At 50.0% G+C, this 26,642-nt stretch carries 16 protein-coding genes; 8 read left to right on the forward strand and 8 right to left on the reverse strand.

Annotated features, from left to right (window positions below; genetic code table 11):
• Positions 1 to 8: 8 nt before the first annotated feature.
• The 5 genes from P2W70_RS02455 to P2W70_RS02475 form a co-directional block, all read right to left on the reverse strand.
• Complete coding sequence (locus P2W70_RS02455) at positions 9 to 1,091, reverse strand: efflux RND transporter periplasmic adaptor subunit (RefSeq protein WP_276479836.1); 1,083 nt, start codon at positions 1,089 to 1,091, stop codon at positions 9 to 11.
• A 153-nt stretch (positions 1,092 to 1,244) separates the two neighbouring features.
• Complete coding sequence (locus P2W70_RS02460) at positions 1,245 to 1,646, reverse strand: hypothetical protein (RefSeq protein WP_276479837.1); 402 nt, start codon at positions 1,644 to 1,646, stop codon at positions 1,245 to 1,247.
• 110 nt (positions 1,647 to 1,756) lie between these two features.
• Positions 1,757 to 2,467, reverse strand: a complete 711-nt coding sequence (locus tag P2W70_RS02465; RefSeq protein ID WP_276479838.1) for a TIGR02117 family protein — start codon at positions 2,465 to 2,467, stop codon at positions 1,757 to 1,759.
• Positions 2,468 to 2,623: 156 nt separating this feature from the next.
• Positions 2,624 to 6,196, reverse strand: a complete 3,573-nt coding sequence (locus tag P2W70_RS02470) for an MBG domain-containing protein (RefSeq protein WP_276479839.1) — start codon at positions 6,194 to 6,196, stop codon at positions 2,624 to 2,626.
• A 231-nt stretch (positions 6,197 to 6,427) separates the two neighbouring features.
• Positions 6,428 to 7,246: a DUF6597 domain-containing transcriptional factor gene (locus P2W70_RS02475; protein WP_338119784.1), complete on the reverse strand. Its 819-nt coding sequence runs from the start codon at positions 7,244 to 7,246 to the stop codon at positions 6,428 to 6,430.
• Between the two features lie 242 nt (positions 7,247 to 7,488).
• On the opposite strand from P2W70_RS02475, the gene P2W70_RS02480 reads away from it, so the two are divergent.
• The 5 genes from P2W70_RS02480 to P2W70_RS02500 all read left to right on the forward strand — a co-directional run bounded on the left by P2W70_RS02480 (position 7,489) and on the right by P2W70_RS02500 (position 16,001).
• Positions 7,489 to 8,574, forward strand: coding sequence for a helix-turn-helix domain-containing protein (locus tag P2W70_RS02480; RefSeq protein ID WP_276479841.1), 1,086 nt, complete (start codon positions 7,489 to 7,491; stop codon positions 8,572 to 8,574).
• 142 nt (positions 8,575 to 8,716) lie between these two features.
• Positions 8,717 to 11,104: a TonB-dependent receptor gene (locus tag P2W70_RS02485; RefSeq protein WP_276479842.1), complete on the forward strand. Its 2,388-nt coding sequence runs from the start codon at positions 8,717 to 8,719 to the stop codon at positions 11,102 to 11,104.
• Positions 11,105 to 11,265: 161 nt separating this feature from the next.
• Positions 11,266 to 12,054, forward strand: coding sequence for an SDR family NAD(P)-dependent oxidoreductase (locus P2W70_RS02490; RefSeq protein ID WP_276479843.1), 789 nt, complete (start codon positions 11,266 to 11,268; stop codon positions 12,052 to 12,054).
• A gap of 104 nt (positions 12,055 to 12,158) precedes the next feature.
• Positions 12,159 to 15,593, forward strand: a complete 3,435-nt coding sequence (locus P2W70_RS02495; RefSeq protein WP_276479844.1) for a trifunctional glycoside hydrolase family 18/polysaccharide deacetylase/glycosyltransferase family 2 protein — start codon at positions 12,159 to 12,161, stop codon at positions 15,591 to 15,593.
• A gap of 84 nt (positions 15,594 to 15,677) precedes the next feature.
• Complete coding sequence (locus P2W70_RS02500; RefSeq protein ID WP_276479845.1) at positions 15,678 to 16,001, forward strand: hypothetical protein; 324 nt, start codon at positions 15,678 to 15,680, stop codon at positions 15,999 to 16,001.
• An 86-nt stretch (positions 16,002 to 16,087) separates the two neighbouring features.
• On the opposite strand, the gene P2W70_RS02505 is transcribed toward P2W70_RS02500, so the two are convergent.
• Entirely contained in the window at positions 16,088 to 17,287 is a 1,200-nt protein-coding gene (locus P2W70_RS02505) for a DUF2252 domain-containing protein (RefSeq protein WP_276479846.1), read from the reverse strand.
• A 222-nt stretch (positions 17,288 to 17,509) separates the two neighbouring features.
• On the opposite strand from P2W70_RS02505, the gene P2W70_RS02510 reads away from it, so the two are divergent.
• The 3 genes from P2W70_RS02510 to P2W70_RS02520 all read left to right on the forward strand — a co-directional run bounded on the left by P2W70_RS02510 (position 17,510) and on the right by P2W70_RS02520 (position 21,127).
• The gene (locus tag P2W70_RS02510; protein WP_276479847.1) at positions 17,510 to 18,211 is read left to right on the forward strand and encodes a hydrolase; all 702 of its coding nucleotides are present in this window, start codon (positions 17,510 to 17,512) and stop codon (positions 18,209 to 18,211) included.
• A 109-nt stretch (positions 18,212 to 18,320) separates the two neighbouring features.
• The gene (locus P2W70_RS02515) at positions 18,321 to 20,108 is read left to right on the forward strand and encodes an amidohydrolase (protein ID WP_276479848.1); all 1,788 of its coding nucleotides are present in this window, start codon (positions 18,321 to 18,323) and stop codon (positions 20,106 to 20,108) included.
• Positions 20,109 to 20,374: 266 nt separating this feature from the next.
• Positions 20,375 to 21,127: an SDR family NAD(P)-dependent oxidoreductase gene (locus tag P2W70_RS02520; RefSeq protein WP_276479849.1), complete on the forward strand. Its 753-nt coding sequence runs from the start codon at positions 20,375 to 20,377 to the stop codon at positions 21,125 to 21,127.
• A gap of 128 nt (positions 21,128 to 21,255) precedes the next feature.
• Here the strand turns inward: P2W70_RS02520 and P2W70_RS02525 are convergent, their stop codons facing one another.
• On the reverse strand, positions 21,256 to 22,947 hold the full coding sequence (locus P2W70_RS02525; RefSeq protein ID WP_276479850.1) for a RagB/SusD family nutrient uptake outer membrane protein: 1,692 nt from the start codon (positions 22,945 to 22,947) through the stop codon (positions 21,256 to 21,258).
• Positions 22,948 to 22,958: 11 nt separating this feature from the next.
• Positions 22,959 to 25,976, reverse strand: coding sequence for a SusC/RagA family TonB-linked outer membrane protein (locus tag P2W70_RS02530; protein ID WP_276479851.1), 3,018 nt, complete (start codon positions 25,974 to 25,976; stop codon positions 22,959 to 22,961).
• Positions 25,977 to 26,642: the final 666 nt, after the last annotated feature.

Below are 26,642 nucleotides of genomic sequence, written 5' to 3' on the forward strand. Positions count from 1 at the left end.
GGATTTATCTATTCAGCTTTCAATCTCAAATGGGCAATCACTTCGTGTGGGTCGTGAAATTCAAAATTGATCTTGTCGTTGTCTTTTACTTTCTGTACTCCTTCGAGGAGTATTTTGTCGGTAGCCTCGATGCCACTGGCTACTACATACAGGTCGGGCAGGTCGCCGGCAATGGTGATCAGCCGTGACTTGACGGTGTTGTCTTTGTCCACGACGAACACATACTTCTTATCCTGTATTTCGTAAGTTGCTTTTTGGGGAATGATCAGTGCGTTCTTCATGGGGATGGTCATCAATACCTTGCCTGTTTCGCCATGTTTCAGCAGCTTGTCGGGATTGGGAAACTTTGCCCGGAAGGCAATGTTGCCGGTTTCATTGTCAAACTCACCTTCAATAAGTTCCACCTTGCCTTCGTAAGGCAATACGGTATTGTTGGCCAACAGCAGGTTGACCTTGGTATTGTTATGGCTCTTGGTGTTGGTTTGGTAATCGAGGTATTCTGGTTCAGACACGTTGAAGTAAGCAAACATCTGGCTGTTGTCCGATAGGCTGGTCAACAGTTCACCTTCATCGATCAGGCTTCCCAGTCTTTTAGGAATGCGGTCAATGATACCGTCAAACGGGGCTCTGATCTCGGTAAACGACAGGTGTAATTTGGCCAATGCCATTTCAGCCTTGGCCTGGTCTAATTTTGCCTGAGCAACAGCCTGTTCATTCTTGGAAACAATGTTCTTTTCAACGAGAGAGGTCGTGTTTTGTAACTCAATGTCGGCAGCCCTTGCTTCTGCTTCTGCCTTCAACAACTCGGCTTCATATACCTTGGGCATGATCTTGAATAAAACCTGTCCTGCCCGTACATACTGGCCTTCGTCAACAAATATATTTTCAAGAAAGCCTTTTTCCTGCGCACGTATTTCAATGTTCTTGATAGACCGTATCTGCGACACATATTCTTTCGTAAACGCTGTGTCTACCTGTACGGGGCTGGTAACGGAAAACTTGCTGACTTCTTCTTTTTCTTCTGCCCTTGTGGTGCAGCTTGTCTGATACAACACGACGAGGAGGCTCGCCGCTACAACTATTTTTTTCATGACTGATTGTGCAATTGAAACGATAAAATGCAAGGAGGGTTCAACTCCTGTATGACTTAAATGGGTTTTGGCGATATTGTTAGCCTTGCCTGGCTATGGAGAATGGGCACCTGGTCCGGTTGCTGAAAGCAACTGAATGGCCGATGCAATCGGTCAGATCCGCAAAACTCTTTGTGTAAGATAAATATCGGGTAGGCGGCTGCAGAAGGGCAGCAGGTTGTTGGCGTAACTGCTCAGGTAATGAAGGCCGGAAATATGAGAGGGCGGAGGATTGCCCCGGGCCACCCATAAGGCCGTGCGGCTCAGTTGGCTGTAGGCATTGCCGGCTTCCTCATCTTCTGCATCCTCGCAAACAAGGCCTTCCTCATAAACGAGGTCTATATCCCTGTATTGCGCCAGATCGTGGCTGTGGCCAGCCTGCTTGACCTGGTTTCTTTTATCAGCTTGCTGAGCGGCATAATAACCCACCGAGTAATGGTGTATGCCTGTATATACATACTGGGACCCCTTCAACAGGAGTGAACACAGGCATATCAAAAATAACACGGTTCTCATTGCTTGCTTGATAAAGGTCGTGAAAGAATGTTTCGGAAAACCAATTCCACGAGCATGCAAAAATCAGAAGTTTCCTGATCTTAAGCAATGTAATTATGTTTATCCAATCGTTAATGGGTGGTTAACTGGTCGTTAACGGAGGGCTTTTGCTTGTAATGATAGAAGATGCCCTTATCAAATGGCGTCCACAAGCAGGCGTTTTGATCCGCCGCCTTCAGCGCATTATTAGTCCAGGTATTGCAGGTATGAAAAAGACTATAGCTTCCACCTGCCTCGTAAAAGGCATCGTGCTTACCGTACCGGGCATCGGCACCGATCATGATCGTCTTTCCCGTGCTATCCTTTTGCAGAGATTGTTCTATGAAAGCGATGAGTTTTTCATATTGATCCTGGCCAATGCTAAGTTTTACGCAGCGTTCGTTCTCCTGTAGTTCCTGGTAATAGGTAGCATGTATGGCCGCGCTACCCAGACCGAAGGCTGCATTGAAAGCAGTCCGTGCTTTGAGGTCCGACCAGGTAGGTGTCTCCAGGTAAAAGCCTTTATCGCCCCAGCCAATCCCGATATATTTGTATGACGAATCTCCCTGACGGGTATTGCTATAAGGGAACTCCAGGCTCCAGTCTTTTTGACTACTTCTTACCGGTACTACTACATCCGTGTGAACACCATTCGTTTTCAAATAGATATCCACGGTTGTGCCCGTAGCGGCGATCCCTTTCACCAGGATACGCGACAAGGCCCAGGCTGCTCCCAGGTATAGCAATACCAGGGCTACGAATGTTAGCAGGGTATATCCGGTGTACTTGAGTAGTTTCCTCATACAGAGATAAAGGTTAGCGGTTAATATTGATTCTGCCATCCACCAAAAGGTAACCCGTTATCGGGAAGTCCATGATAGCTACCCAAGAAAAAAGCTACCCTCGTGGGTAGCTTTGAGTATATCATTGCTTGCTGGGAATGTCGAATGAAGTGGTTGTTACTGCTTCAGGACCGATATAACAGATGGTGTGCTTTGTCCGTAACCATTTATCGAGATAAAGTACAAGCCCGCACCCAAACGACTGAGGTCGAGAGGAACCTGGTTCCATCCTTTACGGAACTGAACAGACTGCTGAAGCACGACCTGGCCAAAACTGTTTGTGACCACGACGTTCTGTTTGGTATTGTCGGTCAATAAGATCTTCACGGTTACGCGGCCCGTAGTGGGGTTCGGGTTGGCTTTGGCTGACGTGACAAGTGTCTTCTCTCCGCAAAGCGAGAGGTTGACGGCTTTACTGGTCGTCACGGAGCAACCGTTGGGATTTACGTAGGTGTACTGAACAGATTGAAGGCTAGGCTTCAGGGTATCGATAAACCAGGTATTTCCATACACGCCGGGTCCGGAGAATACGCCGCCTGGTAAATTGGCGGTTAGTTTAACCCGACCATCAGACAGGCACAGGATATTAGGCAGATCGATCACTGGTTTCTCTACAGGCTTCACCCGCAACTTGACAACCTGGGTGTGCGTAATACGGCCGGGAGCTGTCAAGGCACATCGGTAATAAACGTCATGGTCTGCCGTGGTCGACAACTGTGCTTGCGTAGCGCCAGAGATGTTGGTCCAGTTGCTGCTGTCGGAGCTTTGCTGCCATTGGTAGCCTACCGGTATTTGGATGGTTGTATTGGCCTCCGTAACAAAGCTGGTCGCGGTACCTGCACAAACCGTTTGTTCTTCCGGTTGATGCTGGATGTGGATGGTGGCCCCTTCAATGGTCAACAGGCCATGTACGAGCTTCATTTCGTAGTTTGCTGCATCGCCTCCCTGGAGTATGATTGGGTAGTCGCCCGGTACACTGGCAGTTGTTGCAGTTGTTTTAATAGTCGGTTTTGTAATACTCGATACATTTTCATTCAATACAAAACCTTCGTAGCTGATCGTGAACTCGGGTATAGGTTCTCCGAAAGCCATGGTCTTGTTGTCTGCTGTCACCGTCAGTTCTTTGCGGTTGATCAGCAATTGGATGTCTACACTGGGAGCCGCATCGTAGGTGTCGTCACCAGGCTGGCTGGCTGTGATGGTCACTGCACCGGCCTTTTTGGGCCTGATATGCCATTTGTGCTCATCGATCGGGTCCTGGTAGAGGTCTGCCACATCATAGTTGTTCAGGGTATAGGTGATCGGTAAGCCTGAGCTGGCAGTGGCTGTCAGGGTGGTATCACCATCACCATAAGTAAGTGTAATATCTTCTGCTGTGATAACCTGGTCTTTGCTGTTGGTCTCGAAGGCACCAAGATCTGGTGTACTGCCACCGATACGCGGCTTGCCCGCCAGGTCGGTGGTAATATGAGTAAGATCGGGTGATTGTCCAGACATATAGTAGAAGAAACTGCCGGTGTTGATGGTGATGCTGCCAGGCTTGAGTGTATAGTTGCCAGCTGCGGGATTGGTGAACCCTGGGTCGAGCGCACCATCGATATTACCATTGTCAACATCTTCCGGCATGCCCTCGATCAGGCTGTACAATACTACCGGATAGCTGTTGTCATCATAGATGGGGGAGCTGTTGCCCGAAACGATCGTGTTACGGATCAGCGGGTTGGAGTTGATATTGATATAGCCACCTGCTTCTACTCCTGCGAAGTTTCCGGTGATCGTGAGGTTCGTCAATACAGGTTGCGACATGTTGGTATTGGCTATACCTCCACCCTGGAAGTCGGTAAAATTGTTATAGACCAGCAAATTGGTAAAGACCGGTGAAGACTGATCGTTATAAATGCCGCCTCCGTAGAACATGCTCCGGTTGCCATAAATAATGAGGTTGCTATAGGCAGGAGAAGACATATAGTTGTGGATACCACCGCCACCCAGCCTGGTAACATATTCACCATTTACTATAATGTCTTCGAGCACTTCGCTGTTGCCTCCGCTACCTGTAATGGTAAACCCATCCAGCAAAGCGCTACCTACATCTCCGGACGCCACCACGATGTGACAAGCATTGTCGATGGTGTTATTGATCGTAAGATCGGCACCGGTACCGCTGATAACATCGTTGTCGTTGAAATCACCACTCAGGATTGACTTGTTGATGGTTAAAGACCGATTGCGTTCTGCAAGGCTGCTTTCCGTGCCGGCAAAACCACCATACACCTGAACGTTCTTCACCAGTAAGAAAGAATTGTAAGAGCCGTCGGCAATACCAAACAGGTTGTCGGCGGGGCTATACAAGGGTTTGTACGTGCCTCCGGCTACCCAGATCTGTAATGGATGTTCGCTGGTCCAATCTGCTTCCCGTAGCTTGGCATAACGCAGGGCGTCGGCAAGTTCCCGAACAGACGTAGCCCAGGTGCCGCCATCACCGGAATTGAAATTTTGCTTGTTTACATAAATAATATTGCCGACAGGGTTGATACCTTTAACCGCCATCACAAAATTGCCAATGGGGTCGGATATACAACCATTGTTGTGCACCTCTACATATACATTGTCATTGTTGGCCGGGTGATAGGTATAAACGTTTTCCGGTCCACTCTGTGCCGCTACTCCATTGATCATGAAAGTATATGTTTCGAACCCTTCCGTTGCGGTAAAGGTTACAGGGGTGCCTGCTACTATTTCACCTTCTTCCGACCGCTGCAATTCGGCTCCGGGCCCTGCCAAGATACCGATCTTCAGGCTCCCCAGGGTGGTATAGTGCGTAGCAGCACCGCCTTCGGCAGCAAATGTAAAATAACGATTGGCAGGCGTGATCGCGGGATCAGCCACGCCTACCGGCGATTGATCAGCTTCATCCATTCGCACGCCGGCAAAGAATACGGCACCAGCTTCAGGCAGTACTGGTTGGTAAAAGGTCAGGGTAACCTCGTTGTTCAGATCACCGCTGCTTGCATAAAAAGGTTCGGAGTCGGCAATGATATTACCGACTTCGTCGAGCAACACACCGGTAATTGACTTGCCAACATTGGTGGGGTCATCCGACAGGTGTACCGTCACGCCTTTTATATATACAGGAATAGTGGGGGCAGTATACCGGGCACTGACGATACCCGTGCCGGAACCGAATCCAAAACCGGTAGTGATGGGCTCGGTGCCTGTAAAACCATATTTGTTACAGCTGATCTCCTGGGCCGACTGCTTACTGTCGTTGCTATGATCCTCGTCATTGGCATCAAACGGCAATGCGGCTTCGATTTGCTGCGAACCGGAATTGGTTACTGAGCCAAGAAAAGTGAGGGTAGTAGATTCGCCCGCCGGCAGCGAGGCGATCGTTTCCGTCAGACTTTCTGCATTGGCCCCTGCAATCGTCAGGGCAACGGCGATATCCGTTTTATCACCAGAGCCGTTGTTGGTAACCGTCACGAAGATCTTGTTCTCTCCCGACCATAACCTGTTGAAGGTTTTGTATTCGGGCACCAATTCGGTGATGGCCAGGTCTTCCGAGGCTGTCGAATTCCTTTGTGTGCCATTATGACTACTGACGGCTCCTGCTCTTTTATCTGCCGGAGGTTTTCCGGAGAAGGTAGCATAGTGAGCGCTGGTGGCACAAACTGCAAACAGTGAAGCCATGGTAACCAATGACCTTACTTTACTACCGGATAGCGACGATAAAAAAAACGGGGGTACAGTTTTTATCATGGAATAGAGGATTATGGTCCCGCCAACTGCTGCCGACGGAGTATTAGTACTGGGTAACGGATTCCGCGAATGTTATATTGTTCCTAAAATTGGAATAATGACATTAACCGGGCAGCTATTGTGCCGGGTTAGCCATAATGGGATTAATTCCCCATCAGGGAATCAATTGAGCCCCGAAAGCGCCTGGGTGATCGGCGACATGCCGTTGGGATATAGAGAAGGAGCGTAGCCGGTAAACGACTTGAATTCCCGAATGAAATGGGATTGGTCAAAATACCCACAGTCGTAGGCGATGGAAGTGAGGGAGAATCGCTGCTCGTTCACCAGCCGCAAACTGTGCTGAAACCGGTTGATCTTGCTGTATAATTTTGGCGTAAGCCCGGTATACTGGAGAAAGAGTTTTTGGAGATAACGTGCGGTAATGCCATAGCGTGCAGCCACATTATCGAGGTTGTCGAAGAAATCCCTGCTGCCGATCTCCCGCATGACATCGTTGACGATCGATAATTTATTGAACTTCCGCTCGAACCGGGTAAGCCGTGCCCGCAAATAATCTTCTACGAGTTGGATGCGTTGCTGCCGGACAGTTGTATCCAATAATCGCTGATGGAGTTGTCTTACGGCGTGATCCGCTGCCTGGCTATAGTCTACCACCTGGTTGGTAAAAAGGTCAGCCTTGTCGCTCAGGAAGAATGGAGCTGCCTGTGGAAAGAGGCGGATGCCCAGCATACTGTTCCGGCCGATGGAGCGTACCGGCAACGGCCGCACGATCTGCCCCCATAGCTCAATCGCCGGGTGCGTGAGGAAATCGCTGTCGGGGGCTGTTTGCCATTGGCCGTCGCCCAGGTTAAAAATGATCTCCATATGTCCACTGGGCAATACCGTATCATCAAATGCCACTGCCGAATCGGATTCGTACAAATAATAGCATTTTACGTACTGTCTCAGTGGCGGCCCCGGTTGGTACTCCTGGTAGAACATATACTGATGTTTTTGCGTACAGACCACGCTTCTTTAAAATTACGCATTGCCAGCTGTACAACCCCAAAATTAAACGAGGCACTGCGTTGCGCATTGTAAAAATCGGAACAAATGGACCAGTGGCTGGTGTCAGGTACCACAAAATCCTACCTTTACCCATAAGCCACACCGGTATCTTAGTACGACCAGTGGGCTATGCCGGTAAAGGCAGTCGGGTGGAATCTAAAACGCTCTATAAGCGCATGACAGACAGCAAGTATATCCTTTTCTTTTTCGGATGCCTGGGGGCATTCAATGGTATTGTTTTCGGGATCTGGCTGATTATCCGGTCCCGCAAGAAACAGCTGTCCGACCTGTTTCTGGGAAGCCTGCTCCTGGCACTCAGCATTCGGATCGGTAAGTCGGTATTTGTTTTCTTCAACCCGGACCTGGCAAAAATATACCTACAACTGGGATTGTCTGCCTGTTTGTTCATCGGTCCGGCCCTGTACTTCTACACCCGTTCTGCGATGGAGCAGATCACGGAAATTCCCCGGTCCTGGAAATGGCAGATCGGCCTGTTGTTGGCAGCCATCGTACTGGTAGGAGGCTTTGCGCCCTACCCTGTATATCCCGAATTCTGGGGCACGTACATTATCCGCGCCATCTATACGGTTTGGCTGGTGTATGTCGTGGCGACCCTCGTGAAGCTTTGGCCTGTCATGGTCAAGTCGGTGAAAAGGGCAGTCTGGAAAAAACTGGGCCTGCAAAAGCAGGAAAAGTGGCTGCTGACGATCGTATTGGCCAATGTGGTCATTTTTACGACCTTTTTTCTTAGTCTCGTGGGTCGGCAATGCCAGCTTTACCTAAGCGGCTCCCTCATCTTCACGTTTGTGCTCTATGCAGTGGCCTTATGGGTCATGTATAAAAAGAAAGAACCTGTTACCGTTCAGGCACCCCCACCGCCCAAATACGCCAATAAAAAGGTGGAGGAGGGGGAAGCGAAGGCGCTGTTAGCCCGCTTGGATCAGCTCATGGTAGAACAGGAACTGTATAAAAATACCGATCTCACCCTGGCCGAGCTGGCCGCATCCGTTGCCGTGTCGAGCCACCAGCTTTCACAGGTATTGAATGATAACCTGGGCAAGAACTTTACTTTCTACATCAACGAATACCGTATTAAAAAAGCCTGCGCGATGATCGCCGGCAACCATCCTTTTTCGCTGGAAGCCATCGGATACGAGGTTGGCTTCAATTCTAAGTCCACTTTTTACACCGCTTTCCGCAAGGTCATGGCTACTACGCCGGCTTTGTACAAGGAAGGTCTGGAGAAAATGGATACTATATAATCGACTTATTAGTAGGTGGTTAATTTAATGTCGTGTACGGATCTATAATTCCGAACCTCCGGATTAATAGTACCGGACCCCACCAGTTGGCCTCCCGGCTACTTTTGGTCGTTGCCCAATCGGCAACGGCTAAATGTATTGTATGGTCAGACCTGTTTTATGGAGCCTTCTTTGTGTACTCCTTTCTCTGATGGCCGGGGCGCAGCTAACTGTTTCCGGTAAATTGATTGATAGCAACAGCCGCGCCGGCATACCCGTGGTAAGTATTATCCTCCGGGCACTGCCGGATTCTGTAATCGTGATGAATGACCGCTCGGATTCGACGGGCGGTTTTCTGTTAAAAAACATTCCTGCGGGCAAGTATGTCCTGCAGTTTACGGCCGTTGGGTACAAACGACAATTCCATCGCCTCGAGGTAAGCGCCGGGGCGGAGGAAATAGCTGTCGGTCTCCTGTCGCTCGAGCCCGACCACAACACGCTGCAGGCGGTAGTAGTAAGCGGTGAACGCAGGGCCATCCAGTACCGCGACGACAAGATGGTGATGCAGGTGGCCGGCAACGTATTGTACAAGTCCTCCATGAATGCCCTGGATATATTGTCCAAAGTTCCGGGCCTTACCGTAAACGGCGATGGTACCATGCTGCTGCAGGGCAGAAACCCGCCTACGTTATTTGTCGATGGCAAGCCATCTACCATGGGTGCAGAGGAACAACTGGCCTGGTTATCGGCCCTCACCCCCGACCAGATCGAATCGATCGAGATCATTGCCAACCCGTCTGCCCGGTACGATGGTCAATACAAAGGCATCATCGATGTACGATTGAAGAAACAGGGATTAGGCTGGAAAGGTAACCTCAGCACGCTCTTGCGCCAAAACAAATACTTCCTGGCGGATAACAGCCTTAACATTTCACTGGCAACGCCCAAACTGGTCTATGGCATACGCCTGGGTTATATCAACGGCAGCGACGCCTATCGCTATGAAGCGCTGCAGCACCTGGCCAGTAAACAATTGATGGCTACCCTGACCGACACCCGTACCAAACAGGATAACCTCAACCTGCTGGCCAGTATCGATTACCACCTCCATAAAGACCAGGTATTGGGCATTACCTTCAAATCATGGCAGGCAAAACGGGATCGGTACAGCGATAACACGCTGGAGTTTTCCGATCCCCGGCGCGAAACCTTGCTCAGCGCTTCCCAAAGCTTCACCACGGCCGATCCGACACAGCGCAACAACTCGGTCAATATTAGTTATGATGCAGTGCTCGGTAAACATCGGCTCAATGTCTTCGGTGCCTTCAGCGAGATACGCAACGGGCAGCACGAGGATCTCCGGCACTTCAATGGTTTCTCGGGGGCGCTTACCGGGTACTGGAAAACAGCGATGCAGAATGACATCAGGTTACGAACAGTGCAATTCGACTATGCCGTGCCATTCGGCAAAGGAACCGTAGAAGCCGGCAGTAAATTTGCCCATATCACCACCAGCAATGACCTGCGGTATGATACACTCACTAAAGACAACACGTTTGTTCCCGATGGTGGGCGTACCAATCGGTTCCTGTATGACGAATACATCAGTGCAGCCTATTTATCGTATGGCGCGACGGGCAAACAGCTTAGTTACAAACTAAGTCTGCGTACCGAACATACGGCCACCAATGCCAACGCCGTGACCACCCGCGAGATGAGGAAACGCAATTATTTGACCTGGCTACCCAGTGCCAGCATCAACTACACCATACGGTCCAAAGAGACCATCGGGTTGGCTTTCACCCGGCGGGTCACCCGCCCGACGGTAGAGTTGCTGAATCCCTTCCGTTTCTATTATAGTCCACGTAACTACTGGGTAGGCAATCCCTATCTGCAAGCCTCTGTGACGACACAGTTGGCCTTTACGTACACCAATAAGGATTGGCGTATATCGGCTGTTGCAGGCCGGGAAAAAGACCGTATGACGCGTTATCCCGAATATGATCCGGTGACCAATGATCTGTTGTACCTGGGCACCAACCTGCCGCACAATGATTTTGCCAATATCGAAGTGGCCTACACCATGGCGGTTACCAAATGGTGGAAGTCGATGTACAATGGTGGCGTCTATTACAGCAAAGACCTGATGCCTTATTTCGGACAGTTATTTGCCAACCCCGTGTTCGACTTCGTCATCAACGGTAGCCAGGTCTTTACCTTGCCGCAAGGGTGGACAGTAGATGCTTCCTGGCGGTATAAATCCTGGACAGGTAACAGTCTTTATTATATCAAACCAATAGGAGCACTGGACCTGGGTGTACAGAAAAGCTGGCTGAAGGGCACCTTGAATACGAAACTGAATTTCTATGATCTCTTCAATACCTATATACCACATTTGCGGTTCAGGAGAGAGGAGATCATCAACAATCGTTTTTACCACCGTGTATACGTACAGCGGCTGGCGTTGTCGGTGAACTATAGTTTCGGTAAAGCAAAGACCAAATCACGGCAAAACCGAACAACAGACGAAGAAGGTCGTGTAGGAAACTAACGGGCAAACGGCTGCGGGACAAGCCCGGCATAAACCGGTCTGATGGCGTATAACCTCTCGATGGCATAATTGCCCCTATTGATTGTCGTGCCTGACCCCTGTGTGGTCACATCGGCTGTCTTATATTTAGTGACCGCGTATAAACAACGCGGAGCATGACCATGGAAAGTTTACTGCAAGACAAAGTAGCCATCGTCTATGGCGCCGGATCGATCGGGCGTACCATCGCCCAGGCTTTTGCCAGAGAAGGTGCGCGGGTATTCATCGGTGCCCGCACGGAAGGGCGAGCCGCTAAACTGGTGGCGGCTATCCAGCAGGAGGGGGGGCAAGCGACAGCCGGTGTGGTAGATGTACTTGATCAGCAGTCTGTGTCTACTTTCGTAGCCGGGGTGGCAGCCCAGGCTGGCCGGATCGATATTACCTTTTGTGCCACCAACGTAACAGGCGGCAAGCAGGGAGCGGCTTTGAATGAAATCACCTGGGAGGATTTCTTCCTGCCGCTGGAACATTATACCAAGTCGCAATTTCTCACGGCCAATGCCGCTTCCAAATACATGGTACAACAAAGCGCCGGCGTGATCATGATGATCACTGCCATCCCCAGCCATATTCCCATCCCGTATACTACGGGGTTTGGCCCTGCCTGGGCCGCCATCGAGGCCCTTTCTAAAACACTGGCGGCTGAGTTGGGGCCGCACGGCGTAAGGACCGTCTACTTACACTCTTCCGGATCGCCTGAGTCGCAGGAGAGCATCGACCAAACTTTTGTGAACGATCCCATAGCCGATCAGCGTATGAAAGAGTGGAAGTTTGTGCACCGCAACCTGGTGGGCGGCAAACATCCTACCCTGGCGCAAGTGGGATATATGGCCGCCTTTATGGCCTCCGACAAGGCCGGTTGCACATCCGGTACCTTTGCCAACCTTTCCAGTGGCATGGTGAACGAATAAGGCTTCCGACGACCGTTTTTGCCCGCCCACCGATTGCGGCTTTGACACACCTGTAAGGAGAGATAGTTTTGACTCCGGATTGAACGGACAAAACTTAACCTAGTATGAGCAGCGAAAAACAGGTCTTCCAAACAACTAGTAAATGGCGCTGGCGGGCCTTTCAGTGGACCAGCCGCCTGGTAGTGTTTGCCCTGGTATTGATGATACCTGTGGTGATCGTCACCCTTGCGCGTGGATTAAAGCCCGGCTTGCCCTTGTTGGCCAGTAAAGCCGATGCATTACATGAATTGCCACATCCGGTAGAGCCAGCCGGCTTCAATAAAAAAGAAACTAAGAAATACAAAGGCTTTGATGCTTTTTTGAGGGCGAAGGATAAGAATGAACAATTGACAAAGCATCCGACGGCCCCGCACCTGACCAAACACCAGGTACGGGCCGCTTTTTATGTAGACTGGGACCCGCAGTCTTTTTACTCTCTGCAGCAGCACATCGATCAACTCAATATGGTGGTACCGGAATGGTTCTTCATCGACCCGGCAACCGATACCCTCCGGGTGGAAATAGACCAGGAGGCTTTGGAGTTGATGAAGCAAAAGCAGGTGAGGATCGTTCCCCTGATCAACAACACCAACGAATCCCTGGGCGAAGGTGCTTTCGATGGTGATATGATGCACCGCATACTGCACAATCCCCAAAAGCGGGAAAGACTGATCAACGATATCGTAAAGTACCTTGACCAGTACCAGCTTCAGGGCATCAATATCGACTTCGAAGATTTTAAGGAAAACAGCGATGAACCCATTATTGCTTTCCAGAAAGCATTGTATGAGCGATTGCATGCCAAAGGGTACCTGGTAACACAGGATATAATGCCGCATGATGCCGACTTCAATGTAAAGGCATTGCAGGCCCACAATGATTACATGTTCCTGATGGCTTATGATGAACATTATGCGACCAGCGTGCCGGGCAGCGTCAGCGGCCAGCAATGGGTCGAAAAGGTGTTGGATGAAACAGCCAGTGGTGTGCCCACCGATAAATTGATACTTTGTGTAGCCGCCTACGGATATGACTGGCCCCGGCATATGGAAGGCGGAACGGTTACTTACCAGCAGGCGCTGGCGGGTGCCAGGCAGTACAACGCGATGATCGGATTCGACAATACTTCCTATTCCAACCACTATCAATATACCGATGCAAATGGGTTGCCGCATGACGTGTACTTCAATGATGCAGCTACTAATTTCAACACGGTGCGGTTTGCTGATGAATACGGAACAGCCGGTACCGCTTTGTGGCGGCTGGGTAGCGAAGATGACCGCATCTGGACCTTCTACAGTCGTAACCTGACCAATAAAGCATTGGCAGCACATCCTTTCGACTACAGTAAATTAAAACTGGTCAAGACAGCGGTAGAGCGGCCCGATTATATTGGAGATGGCGAAGTGCTCAATGTACTTACCGACCCACAACCAGGTAAGATCAATCTGTCGGTAGATACTACCGAGGGGCTGATCGGTGAACAACAATATGTGCAGTTACCTACCCGCTATGTGATCAGGAAATATGGTGTGGTACACAAGCAGGTTGCCCTCACCTTCGATGATGGACCTGATCCTACCTATACTCCCCAGGTACTGGACATTCTTAAAAAGGAGCAGGTACCCGCTGCCTTTTTTGTGATCGGTGTGCAGGCGGAGAACAACCTGCCTTTGTTGAAAAGGATCTACCGGGAAGGACATGAGATCGGTAACCATACTTTCACCCATCCCAACATTGCTGCCGTCAGCGCAGAGCGGGCAGGAACGGAAATGGAAGCCACCAGATTGCTGATAGAAGCCATTACCGGCAGGAGTACAGTACTGTTCAGAGCCCCTTATAATGCCGATTCGGAGCCGTCTACCGACGCGGAATTGCGCCCCATCAGCCTCAGTAAACAACAAAACTATTATACGATCGGAGAAAGCATCGATCCCAACGATTGGGAGCCGGGTGTGAATGCGGATAGTGTGTACAACCGAACCATCCGGGAGTATGAGGAAAATCCTTCCAAGGGCATTATTCTCTTACACGATGCTGGTCGCAATCGGCAGGCAACGGTGGATGCATTGCCCCGTATTATTCATTATTTCAAGCAACATGGTATTGCCTTTACTACCATTGCTGGCCTGCTGGGTAAAACCCGGGATGAGGTGATGCCGCCGGTGAACAATTCATTGGTTGCCTGGAACGGACGTATTGCTACAGTTGGTTATTGGCTCGGCCACTTCCTGACTGCCGCCTTCTGGGTGGCCATCGTACTGGGCTTTGTGCGTATTGGAGCGATGGCTGTGATGGCCATCCTGCAGAGGATCAGATCGAGCAGGGCAGCAAGGCAGTTGTCTGCAATACCATTTGCCAATGCAGCAGCTCAGCCGACAGTCAGCATTATTGTGCCTGCCTATAATGAAGCGATCAATGCGGTGAAGACCATCGAAACCCTGCTGCAGCAAGACTACCCCCATTTCGATATCCTGTTTGTAGACGACGGGTCCAAAGACAAGACTTTTGAGATCGTGTCAGCAGCCTTTGCGGGCAACGAACGTGTACGTGTGTTGACCAAGCCCAATGGCGGCAAAGCATCGGCCCTCAATTATGGCCTGTCCCAAACAACCCGGGCGTTTGTCATCTGTATCGATGCCGATACACAATTGAAGCAGGATGCAGTAAGCCAGTTGATGCGGAAGTTTGAGGTGCCCGAAACGGCCGGCAATACTGTACGGCTCATTGGTGCCGTTGCCGGTAACGTGAAGGTGGGTAATGAAAATAACATGTTGACCCGCTGGCAAAGCATCGAATATACGACTGCGCAGAATTTCGATCGCCGGGCCTTCGATCTCATTAATGGCATTACCGTAGTACCTGGAGCTATCGGAGCTTTCCGTAAAGCAGCCATTGAAGAAGCCGGTGGGTTTACCACCGATACGCTGGCGGAAGATTGCGATCTTACCATCCGGATCTTACGTAGTGGCTATCACGTGGTGAATTGTCCCGAAGCCATCGCGGTCACAGAGGCGCCGGAAACATTAAAGCAGTTCATGAAACAACGTTTCCGTTGGTCGTATGGGGTGATGCAGGCATTCTGGAAGAACAGGGACGCTTGTTTCAATCCCCGCTATAAGGCGCTGGGTATGGTATCGCTGCCCAATATTCTGCTGTTCCAGATAATATTGCCGGTATTGGCGCCGTTAGCAGATGTTATGTTCGTGCTGAGCCTGTTCTGGAACCGGCACGACCCGGGTAGTATGCACAAGATCCTGTTTTATTACCTGGTGTTTTTCGCCGTAGACGTACTGGTGAGTGTGGTGGCCTTCATTTTTGAGAAAGAGAAGCCAGCGAAGCTGGTTTGGCTCATACCGCAACGGTTGGTATACCGTCAGCTGATGTACGTGATCCTGTTCCGGTCAATCCGGAAGGCTGTGAAGGGAGAAGGGCAGGGTTGGGGTGTACTCAAGCGGACAGGAAATGTCAAGCAACTGAGCGGAACTATGGCATCATAAAACGACTGATTTTGCCGATTCACCGAATGGTTGAAAAGCCGGGATTTTGTACCAGTATCTTTACAAAACGATAAATCACATAACATGAAAAAAGTACTCTTAGCCATCCTCGTCATCATCGGTTTCCATGCGGCGTCAGTAGCTCAAACGGCACCTGCCACCAAGACCGCCACAACACAGGCAAAAAAAGAAGATAAAGCGTCCGTCAACAAGGAACATGCGAAAGCAACCACACCGGCTATCCCCGAAAAGCCTGCCAAAGACGAAAAGGCAGCAGGCCCTGTAAAGAAAGATGGTACACCGGATAAACGCTACAAAGCCAATCAGGCCAAAGCATCCGGACCTGCCAAGAAAGATGGTACTCCAGACATGCGTTATAAGGCAAATAAGAAGAAGGCCGCAAAATAATAGTTTATGTTAGGTTAAGGTTTAATCTCCCATTCAATCCAGGGTGTCTCTGCAAAAGAGGCACCCTTTTTTGATCAATGCCCCTATTAATTAAAATAACCATCTTTCAAGGCTTCGCAGAAAATGGTGTAGTCTTTGGCAACTTGTTTGGCATAAGCGGAAGCCCAGTCGAGCACCGTATTTTCCCAGGCGGCATCGACGGCAAATGCCTTCAATGCATCGGCGGTGGCAGCTCCCTGTCTGCCGCTGCTGCGCAGGTGGGCAGATGCTATCAGCATGGCCAGGTCCGAGAGGTATTGAACTACACGATTGGTTTGCTGCCAGGCACTATCGAGATCGATCTTATCGGCAGTGGGCTGGATGGCACGTGCTACATACCATTCATCCCGGAATACGAAGGGCGTCAGGTAAGCGGGGGTTACATGTTGCATCATGTCCTGTACGCCAATGATACGGTCCGCTTCCTGCTGCCAGCTGGGTTGAACAACTCCTGCCGGTAGTGGAATGCAGGAAGCTGTGGCCAGCTTCAGGTCGATCAATCTTTTTTTGCGTGGGTCTTCCTTGTTTTCCAACAGGCAGAGATATCGTTTGAGGCCAATACTGCCGGTGCCTGCAATACGGAAGCCGGCATCTACCATTTTATAGCCTGCGTGATAGCCTGTGGCAGCCGTTGCTGCAAATGTTTTGATCAGGTCTTTTTTCAGGGGGGCGTCGATTGCCAGCAATTTTTTATCCAACAGCAATTTGGCGCCGGAGGCCTTGTTGTTGGTTCGCTCACGCAATAGGTCGCCCCGTTTACGCTCGCTCACTTTGTTGATGAGCTTTTTGATAAGCCCTGCGGCAGTTTCCTTTTCGATGTTGAAAGCCTTGTTGCGGATCAATGCAAACCGGTATTGTTGCAGTAACTGCTGTACCAGCTTCTTTTTTTCTTTGTAGGTAAGACCTATTTCGGCGGTGGCGAGCTCTAAAGATACCAGGCAACGCGACAGATCATATAGCAACGGGGCCTGCATACCTTCATCGAAATCGTTCATGTCGAAGTACACCAATTTATTGCCGCCTTTATAGCTGCCGAAATTCTCCAGGTGAAGATCGCCACAGATCCAGGTGCCTGGCGAAGTGGAAAACGGATATGCCTGCAGCAGGTCATGGTAAAACAAGTGGCAGGTACCGCGAAAGAACCGGAAGGCATCGATGGCCATCGCCTCATACTTCAGTGGCAGTACTGCTTGCTCCCTGTTCGCATTAAAGAGTCTGATGATCGCCGGAGTATCTCTGTTCACCATACTGTTAAGGTAATCTTTTATGGTTGATAGTGATGAAGCGACCTCTGGCAGGCGATTTCTTAATCTACATTAAGAGTTTGATAATCTACTTCTTGGCTTCGATAAATTATACAACACTATCCCCCAATTGTCACTTGTTGCCGGTTACGCACTGATATAATTTTGTGTTATCAAATTGAATGAAACAGATAATAAACCTAACAAAACTTAAATAAGAAGATCATGAAAACGACCTTGAAGTCAATCGCCGCCTTGCTCTCACTGACTGTTATTGGATTTACAGCCACCGCTCAAAAACCTTCACCCGAGTTACTGACACCCACCAACCACGCATTGGTACTGATCGATCACGAAAGTCAGATGGGTTTTGCGGTGAAGAACATTGCCATCGAACAACTGAGAAACAATACAGGGTTGGTTGCAGGCGCTTCCACCATCTTTAAAGTGCCTACGGTTGTCACAACGGTGGCAGAGAAATCATTCAGCGGTCCATTGTTTCCGGAAGTAACTGAGTTTTACCCCGCCAATAAAACGAATTACATCGATCGCACCACGATGAACAGCTGGGAAGATGTGAATGCACACAAAGCGATCGTTGATAAAGGCAAAAAGAAGATCGTATTGGCTGGACTCTGGACCAGTGTTTGTATCGTAGGCCCCGCCCTTTCGGCCAAAGCAGAAGGATATGACGTTTATGTGATCACCGATGCCAGCGGCGACGTCAGCACGGAAGCACATGAAATGGCTATTCAACGGATGATCCAGGCTGGTGTAAAACCCATCACTGCGATCCAGTACCTGCTCGAACTGCAACGTGACTGGGCAAGAGCTGAAACCTATGGACCTGTTACAACCCTTGTTAAGAAATACGGCGGTGCTTATGGCATCGGCATCCAGTATGCTCATGAAATGCTGAAACACTAATGATAAGTTGATGTTGTAATGAGGGCAGCACGGCTGCCCTCTTGTTTTTAAAGAGCTACATGTTTCAATAGCATGATTACGGATTTTTAGACGAGTGAATATTACTGCAATGAAAACGAATGATACGATACGAATGATCCTGGGTGTTTTGCTGCCTGCTATGCTGTTGGGCACTAAACCAACTCTGGCACAGCAAAAAGCAGACATCATTGTTACCAATGCTAAGGTGACCACGGGTGAAGGAAAAGAAGAAGTAGAAGCTGTGGCCATTGCCGGCAACAAAATACTGCTGACGGGTACCGCCCAACAAGTGCTGAAACTGAAGACCAAACAAACAAAAATTATTGACGCCGGCGGTAGGCGGGTCATCCCGGGCCTGTTCGACAGTCACCTGCATGTGATCCGCGGCGGACGTTTTTACAATACGGAGTTGCGTTGGGATGGTGTGACCAGCTTGCAACGTGCATTGGCCATGCTGAAGGAACAGGCGCAACGTACGCCGCCGGGTCAATGGATACGGGTGGTTGGTGGCTGGAACGAATACCAGTTTGCCGAAAAAAGATTGCCGACCCTGGAAGAGATCAACGCCGCCACCGGCAATGTGCCCACGTTTGTATTATACCTGTATGGTAAAGCCTGGCTCAACAAGGCGGGTGTTGCTCAACTCAACATCAATGGCGATACGCCCAACCCACCTGGTGGTTTGATCGAGAAAGACAACGATGGTAACCCGACCGGCTTGTTGGTGGCAGAGCCCAACGCTTTTATCCTGTATTCTACGCTGGCCAAATTGCCTGAGTTGACGACCGAAGAGAAAGTTAACTCTACGCTCCAATACATGACTGAACTGAATCGCCTGGGTGTGACGGCTGTTATGGATGCGGGTGGTGGCTTCCAGAATTTTCCGGATGACTACGCCATCACCGATTCATTGAACAAGCTGGGCAAGATCACGGTAAGACTTCCCTATTTTCTCTTCGCCCAGAAGAAAGGAACCGAACTGAACGATTACCAGCGATGGACAGGCATGGTGGAGATCGACCATCATGGCCATAATGGCGTGAATGAAGTCGATTATTATGTTGGTGGAGGTGGAGAGAACCTGGTGGCAGACGCCGCCGACTTCGAGAATTTTCAATTCCCCCGCCCCGAGCTGCCGGCCAGTATGGAAGGCAACCTCAAAAATGTTATTAGCCTGTTGGTACAAAAACGCTGGCCGTTCCGCCTGCATGCGACCTACAATGAAAGCATCAGCCGCGACCTGGATGTAATAGAAGCAGTTAATAAAGAAACACCCTTGAATGGCCTGGTATGGTTTATTGATCATGCGGAAACGATCAGTGAGGCCAATCTGCAACGTATCAAAGCCCTTGGCGGTGGTATCGCCGTACAACACAGAATGGCGTACCAGGGTGAGAGTTTTATTCACCGTTACGGAAAGAAAGCCGCACTGGCGGCACCACCCGTAAAGCGGATGCTGGAACTGGGGCTGCCAGTTGGCCTGGGTACGGATGGTACACGGGTAGCGAGCTACAATCCCTGGATAGCCTTGTACTGGATCACATCAGGTAATACCATTGGAGGCACTGCTGTGATGGCAAAGGACAAAACGCTGGACCGACATACCGCCTTGCAATTGCTGACGGCAGGTGGCTGGGGACTGATCAAGGAAAAAGGAAAAGGCAGCATCAAAGCTGGTAATGCCGCAGACCTGGTTATCCTCAATAAAGATTATTTCAGTGTGACGGACGAAGAGATCAAATCCATTGCCGCTTCGCTGACGATCGTAGATGGAAAGGTGGTGTATGGGGATAGCCACTTCAAGACAATAGCACCCGCTGCGCTGCCCGTGATTCCTTCCTGGAGTCCGGTAAAGTATTTCGGCGGGTATCAATAAGTAGTTTGGTCACATGTGTGTATGCATCAAAGAGCCGTCCGCATTGTAGGGCGGCTTCTTTCTTTGTCGGATACAGGCAGTGGGCTGCCTCATTTAGTAGCTGCAACAACGATCATTTTTCTTGTTGATACGTTATTTATTTAATTGACGGCAGCATGCAACAGGATCTGGTGCCAGTAATAATATTCAGTAAGTTGCCTGCCTGTTTTTCTATCAACCACTCTTCCCGCCGTCAATTGGTCAATACTTCATTTAAATCTACAACGATGAAAACATTAGACAAGAAAGTAGCGATTGTTACAGGCGCCGGCTCCGGCATTGGTCAGGCTATTGCTGAATTGTTTGCCAGTGAGGGTGCCAGGGTGGTAGTATCTGATATTGACGCAACACATGGTGAATCGGTAGTGGCTGCGATCAAAGCCAAAGGAGGAGAAGCCATTTTCGTCAAGGCGGATACTTCAATGCCGGGTGATAGCAAGGCATTGGTAGAGCAGACGGTGAAGGCCTTTGGCGGTTTGCATATTGCAGTGAACAACGCTGGTATTGGTGGTCCACAGGCATTAACCGGTGAGTATCCTATTGATGGCTGGGATAAGGTGATCGGGATCAATCTCTCCGGTGTATTTTATGGTATGCGGTATCAGCTGCCTGCGATCCTGACATCGGGTGGCGGGAATGTTGTGAATATGGCTTCTATCCTGGGAAAGGTCGGTACAAAGTTCTCGGCGGCTTATGCCGCTGCGAAACATGGTGTGATCGGTCTTACCGAAGCAGCAGCCCTCGAGTATGCCGACAAAAATATCAGAGTCAATTCCATCGGGCCGGGTTATATCACGACCCCGTTGCTGACCAAAAATCTGAATGAAGCACAAATGAAAGCACTGGTTGGTTTGCACCCCATGGGCCGGCTCGGCAAATCGGAAGAAGTGGCTGAGCTGGCTTTGTGGTTGGCTTCCGACAAGGCTTCCTTCGTAACGGGCTCCTACTACAATGTAGATGGGGGATATCTCGCTCAATAATAACTGGCAGACACTGACTGTTTCAATAAACAAAGGCCGCCCCGGATCCGGGGCGGCCTTTGTTTATGTTGTACCACTACATGATGAATGAGCTTTGCCTGATCCTTAGCGGCAGGCAGACCATCGTATCAATAGCTATCATTTTGCTTCATGTAACCGGGGATGTTTGCAGCAGCATCAACAGCCGTTTGCGGAATGGGGAAGATGCGCTTCTTAACATCAGTGTTGTTCTTTTCCGTCCAGGTGCCTTCGTATTTGCCAAAACGGATCATATCGGTTCTGCGCAGGCATTCCCAATACAATTCGAAGCCGCGCTCGCGGAAGAGAATGTCGAGGCTCATACTGGTCAATGCTGGCGGTACCTGACGGGCGGTACGGGCAGCTCTTACAATGTTTACATCGGCCAGCGCTCCGGTTGCATCATTGTTCTTACGCAGTTTGGCTTCTGCACGCATCAGGTATACATCCGCCAGGCGCAGGATCACGATATTGGCTTCGCCGAAGTTACGGCCACTCACCGATTTGCGGCTGTACTCATATTTCGATACCCGGTAGCCGGATGGATAGTTACTGCCATCGGTGGTGTAGTCAACTTTTTCGGTAAAGTTCACCGCCAATGTGCCCCGGTTGCGGGAATCGTGGAACAACGGACCTACTTTCATATTGCCATTCGCACATTTTACGAAGGCGCTGTTTCTCTTGATCAATCCATATTGCTGGCCGCGCAGGATGCCGCGGTTGATCTTGAACTGCGCAGCGGGTACGCAGCTGTCGGCCGGATTGCTATAGATCGAGAGGTTTTCTTTATAAAAGCGGGGGTCGGCTACGGCAGGATCAACAGCGCCATAGGCATTTACCCAGCTCCGGTAGAAATCGGAGGTAATGGCAGGGCCATCCGTTCCGTTGGCATTGATGTAGTCGGGCAGGGGCCATTGGTCGCCGGAGAGGGAGAAATAAGCCATCCGGTTGTGACCGTTGAGTTCGGCACGCTGGTCTACAGCAAAAACGATCTCCTTGTTGGTGTCGTTGTTGTCGTCGAAGATGGAGAAATACTCTGCAGAAAGCTGGTATTTATTGCTGGCGATGATCTTGTCGGTGTATTCGATCACCTTGTCCATATCGGCTGCAGCGAAGGTAAACTGGGCACCGTAAATATTGGTATACACAGCACTGTTGAGGTACAAGCGTGCCAGTAAACCCCAGCAGGCTTCTTTCGACAGACGTCCTTGTGTAACATTGCTTTCCAGGTTAGGCTCAGCGGCAAGCAACTCAGATTTGATGTATTCTACAGCTTCACTACCACGAACGATCTTCGACAAGGCGGTAGGGTCTTCTTTTACGAACACAATACCAAAAAGATCGAGCAGCATCATATTGTAGTACGCACGCATCCCTCTCGCTTCCGCCAGGAATGTTTTGGCAGAAGGATCTTTGGTGGTCGGCAGCGTGGTGATGGCTGTCAGCGACCGGGAGATTGACTGGGTTAAAAAGGTCCACGTGTTGCGGATATTCGGATCGGTGGTGGTAAAGTTATGCGTATGCATCGAGAGGTAAATACCATTATCACCCCAATCGGTACCGCCCCGGTAAGGGAGGATCGCCTCGTCGGTAGATATTTCCTGCATGGTCAGGTAAGTGGTATGCTGGAAGATGCTGGGCAGGTTGGCGTACACGGGGGCGATGATGCCTTCTGCTATTTCCTTATCGGTTTTACCGTATGAGGAGGTTTCATCCAATATCGTTTCGTTCAGTTTGGTACAACCAGTACCGGCTGCCAACGCAGCTATAATGACGGGAAGTATAAGTTTATTCTTTTTCATGATCGTGCGCTTTAGAATGTTACGTTAACACCAACAAGGAATGATCTTGCCTTGGGATAGCTGAGGTAGTCGATGCCATAAGAGGATACACCCTTGTCCTGGCGATCGATATTAACTTCCGGATCATATCCGTCGTACGGAGTGATCACGAAGAGGTTTTGACCGGTAAAGGACAGGCGAAGGGAAGATACCCATTTGGACAGGCCCAGCGATTCTGGGTTGAAGTTGTAACCCAGTGTACAGTTGTTGAAGCGGAAGTACTTACCGTCTTTCACGAAGCGGGAAGAGATCGGTGCGTTGTTGGTAACCGCTTCTTCCGGATACTTGATCGCCTCAGGGGTTGTATTTACGCCTTTCGACAACAGCAACTTGTAAAAGCTGGTATTGGCCGTGTTGTCATAGATCTTATTGCCGGAAACGCCGTTGAAGTTGGCAGAGAAATCGAAGCCTTTATAACCCAGGGTGAAATAGAGGTTATAAGTGCGGTTTGGCAGCGCAGTGCCTACAGGAACACGGTCATAGTCATTGGAGTTGCCGTCTTTGTTGATATCTGCATATACGCTCTTACCGGTATTGTCAAAGCCAATGAACTCTCTCAGGTAGTAGGTGCCGATGGGCTGTCCGTTCACATAGCCGTTCACCGGGCTATTGGTAAGACCGGACCCTTGCGCAAATCCTGAAGTGATCACCGTGTAAGGTGAGTTTTTCACCTTGTTGTCGATGAAGGTGATGTTACCGCCTACATTGTAGGTGAAGCCGCCACGCGTGCTGCCACGATAGTTCAGATCCAATTCCACACCCTGGTTGATGATGTTCATGTTCTTTTCATTGGTCCAGGTGTCGGGAGCCGGTTGGATGGGATCAGAAGGAATGACAAGCAGCAGGATATTCTCAGATACCTTTCTGAAGTAATCTACCGTACCGCTCAGGGCGCCTTTCAGGAATTCGAAATCTACGCCGAGGTCGGTTTGGGTAGACACTTCCCATTGCAGATCGGGGTTGGCGAGACGGCTATAAGTGGTGCCGGCAGGAAAGGTGGCAGTACCATTAAGCGGATAGCTGGTGGTACCTGATACCGTAGAGGTAAACAGGGCCTGTGTGATCTTGGGTGGAATTTCCTGGGTACCCGTCTGGCCCCAGCCAGCACGCAATTTCAGGTTGTAGAAGATCGAGTTTTCCAGGAACGCTTCCTTAGAGAGTATCCAGGCTGCCGAGAAGGACGGGAATATACCGTACTTGTTGTTGGCACCAAACTTCGACGAACCATCTGCGCGCACGGTTGCCGTCAACAGGTAGCGGTCATTGTATTGATAAGTTGCTCTTCCAAAGAATGACTGCAGCTCATTGGCGTAGGCAGAACCGGAAGGTTTGTTACTTGCCAGTGTCAGTTCCTGACCGAGGCCTGGATTGTATATAGGCTCGATATCGGATACGGCGAAGTTGTTGATGCTGGTAGCTCTTGTTTGAATAAAGATCTTCTGATAAGAGTGACCGGCCAATGCCGATATTTTGTGCAGACCGAAATTGTTGGAATAGGTCAGGTAGTTTTCGATCAGGTGGTTGCGGTTAACGTTGTTGTATGTTTCCAGACGGCCCGGACGCACCAGTTCTGTGCTGGGCAGTGATTGGATGTCGCGGGTACCTGTAGCGTTATCGATACCAAAGTTGAGTTTGTATACCAGGCCTTTGGCGAGGGTCAGCGATCCACTGATATTACCCAACACGCGATTGATGGTGGTGAGGTCTTTTTCGAGCGCGAGCGTTGCCATGGGGTTTACGCCGGTCAGGAATACAGTTGGCTTGCCATTCGCATCGAAAGCAGGCAGGGTAGGATTGGTGGAGAGCGCACCACCTATCAGTCCGCCGATATTAGGGCGTCTGTTGACAGTGTTGTTGGCACTCAGGTTGACTTCGATGGTCAGTTTATCGTCGAGCAGTTTTTGCGTCAGGTTGATACGGCCTGTATAACGCTTGATCTCGTTGCCTTTGAGGATACCCTGTTGTTGTTGCATACCCAGTGAGCCAAAGTAGTTGAAGCGGTTGGTACCGCCTGCCATGCTCAGGTTATGGTTTTGGGTATAGGCGGTGCGGGTGATCTCATCCTGCCAGTCGGTATTGCCTTTGAAGTCGGTTACGGTACCACCGAGTGCCGCAACTTGTGTCAGAAACTCGGGAGCGCTGAACACGGGCAGTTTGCGCGATATATTGCTGATACCGCCGCCGAACGTATAGGTAGTGTTGCTTGCGCCAGCCTTACCACGTTTAGTGGTAACAATTACAACGCCATTGGCGCCTCTTGAGCCGTAGATGGCGGTAGCAGAAGCGTCTTTCAGCACGTCCATTGATTCAATATCCTGCGGGTTGATAAAAGCGAGGGGATTGGTAGCGCCGCCGGTAGAGCTGTTGTCGAGGGCCATACCATCTACTACATATAAAGGTTGAGCGTCTGCACGCAACGTGCCCGGGCCACGGATGGTCACTTTTTGCATGCCGCCGGGCTCACCGGTAGAAGACGTAACATTTACGCCGGATACCTTGCCTTGCAGAAGTTCTTCGGGCGAGTTGATGATACCACGGTTGAAGTCGGCTGCTTTTACCGATTTAACGGCACCAGTCACATCGCGTTTGGATGCTTTACCATAACCTACTACTACCACTTCTGCGGCCGTATTGGAGGCCGCAGGTTCCAATGTCACCTGGAGTGTGATCGTGTTGGCTGTGCCGGGCTTGCTGCCGGTAATTGTTTTCTCTGCATAACCAATGTGTGAAAAGGTAAACGTAAAAGTGCCGGTAGGATCGAGTTGTGTAAACTCGAATGCTCCTTTGCTGTTGGTCTGTGCAGATTTCTTGAAAGATGATTTTTCGCTGGCAATGACTACAGTAACACCGGGCATCGGTGCGCCTGTTTCATTTTGTACAATACCAGTGGCTGTAGCTGGGTTTTGTTGGGTAAATGCCGTAGCATACATGAGCAGGTGCAGCAATAGCAGTCCACCCCACATGGTTACCCGTGGGTTGATAAATTTCATTTGGCGTTAAATTTTTAATGAGGTGCAAAGTTGTTAGAAAAACAGGGGTATGGATCGTTTACCGGATTATCAATGGGTTAAGTTAATGAGAACTAAATATTATCTTTTATCTTATTGCGAAACCGGTTTCGTAAATGAACCTATTTACCAAGCAGCGTTTTTTTAGGCATCTTTCGCTGCTTGCATTTCATGCTTGCGGAAAGTGTGGAAGCGAATTCGAACCAGTAAAGTTTCGGACCGAAAACAGCGCTTTAATAAAGGAGATGCTCCCAGTTTTCTGGATTGAATGATTGCAGTATGTTATCAGGAAATTATGTTTTGATGGGAAAGTGGTAAGCAGGCAGCTGAGGTTGCGAAGGCGGTAAGGTGTTTGAGGGCGGGGCGATCATGGTTCATGATCGAAATCTTGTACTTCGCAGTGGATATGTACGCAGCCCGATTGTGTACAAGAGCGCTGCATAATGCCTGAAGTTATTCTCCAGCTTGTCTACATATTGCCTAAACGCCCTCTTCTAAGAGGCGATTGGTAGGCTGGTTACTGAGGCGTCCCTGACGGAGCACAGGGGATGATCCGGCAACCTAACAAGGACCAACCGGCCACCTAAAGCGGTGCAGCACCTCGGCATCAGCTCGGCATGACCTCGGCACGAGCTCGGCAGTAAATCG

This window comes from Paraflavitalea pollutisoli (assembly GCF_029360705.1).
GTDB classification, from domain to species: domain Bacteria; phylum Bacteroidota; class Bacteroidia; order Chitinophagales; family Chitinophagaceae; genus Paraflavitalea; species Paraflavitalea pollutisoli.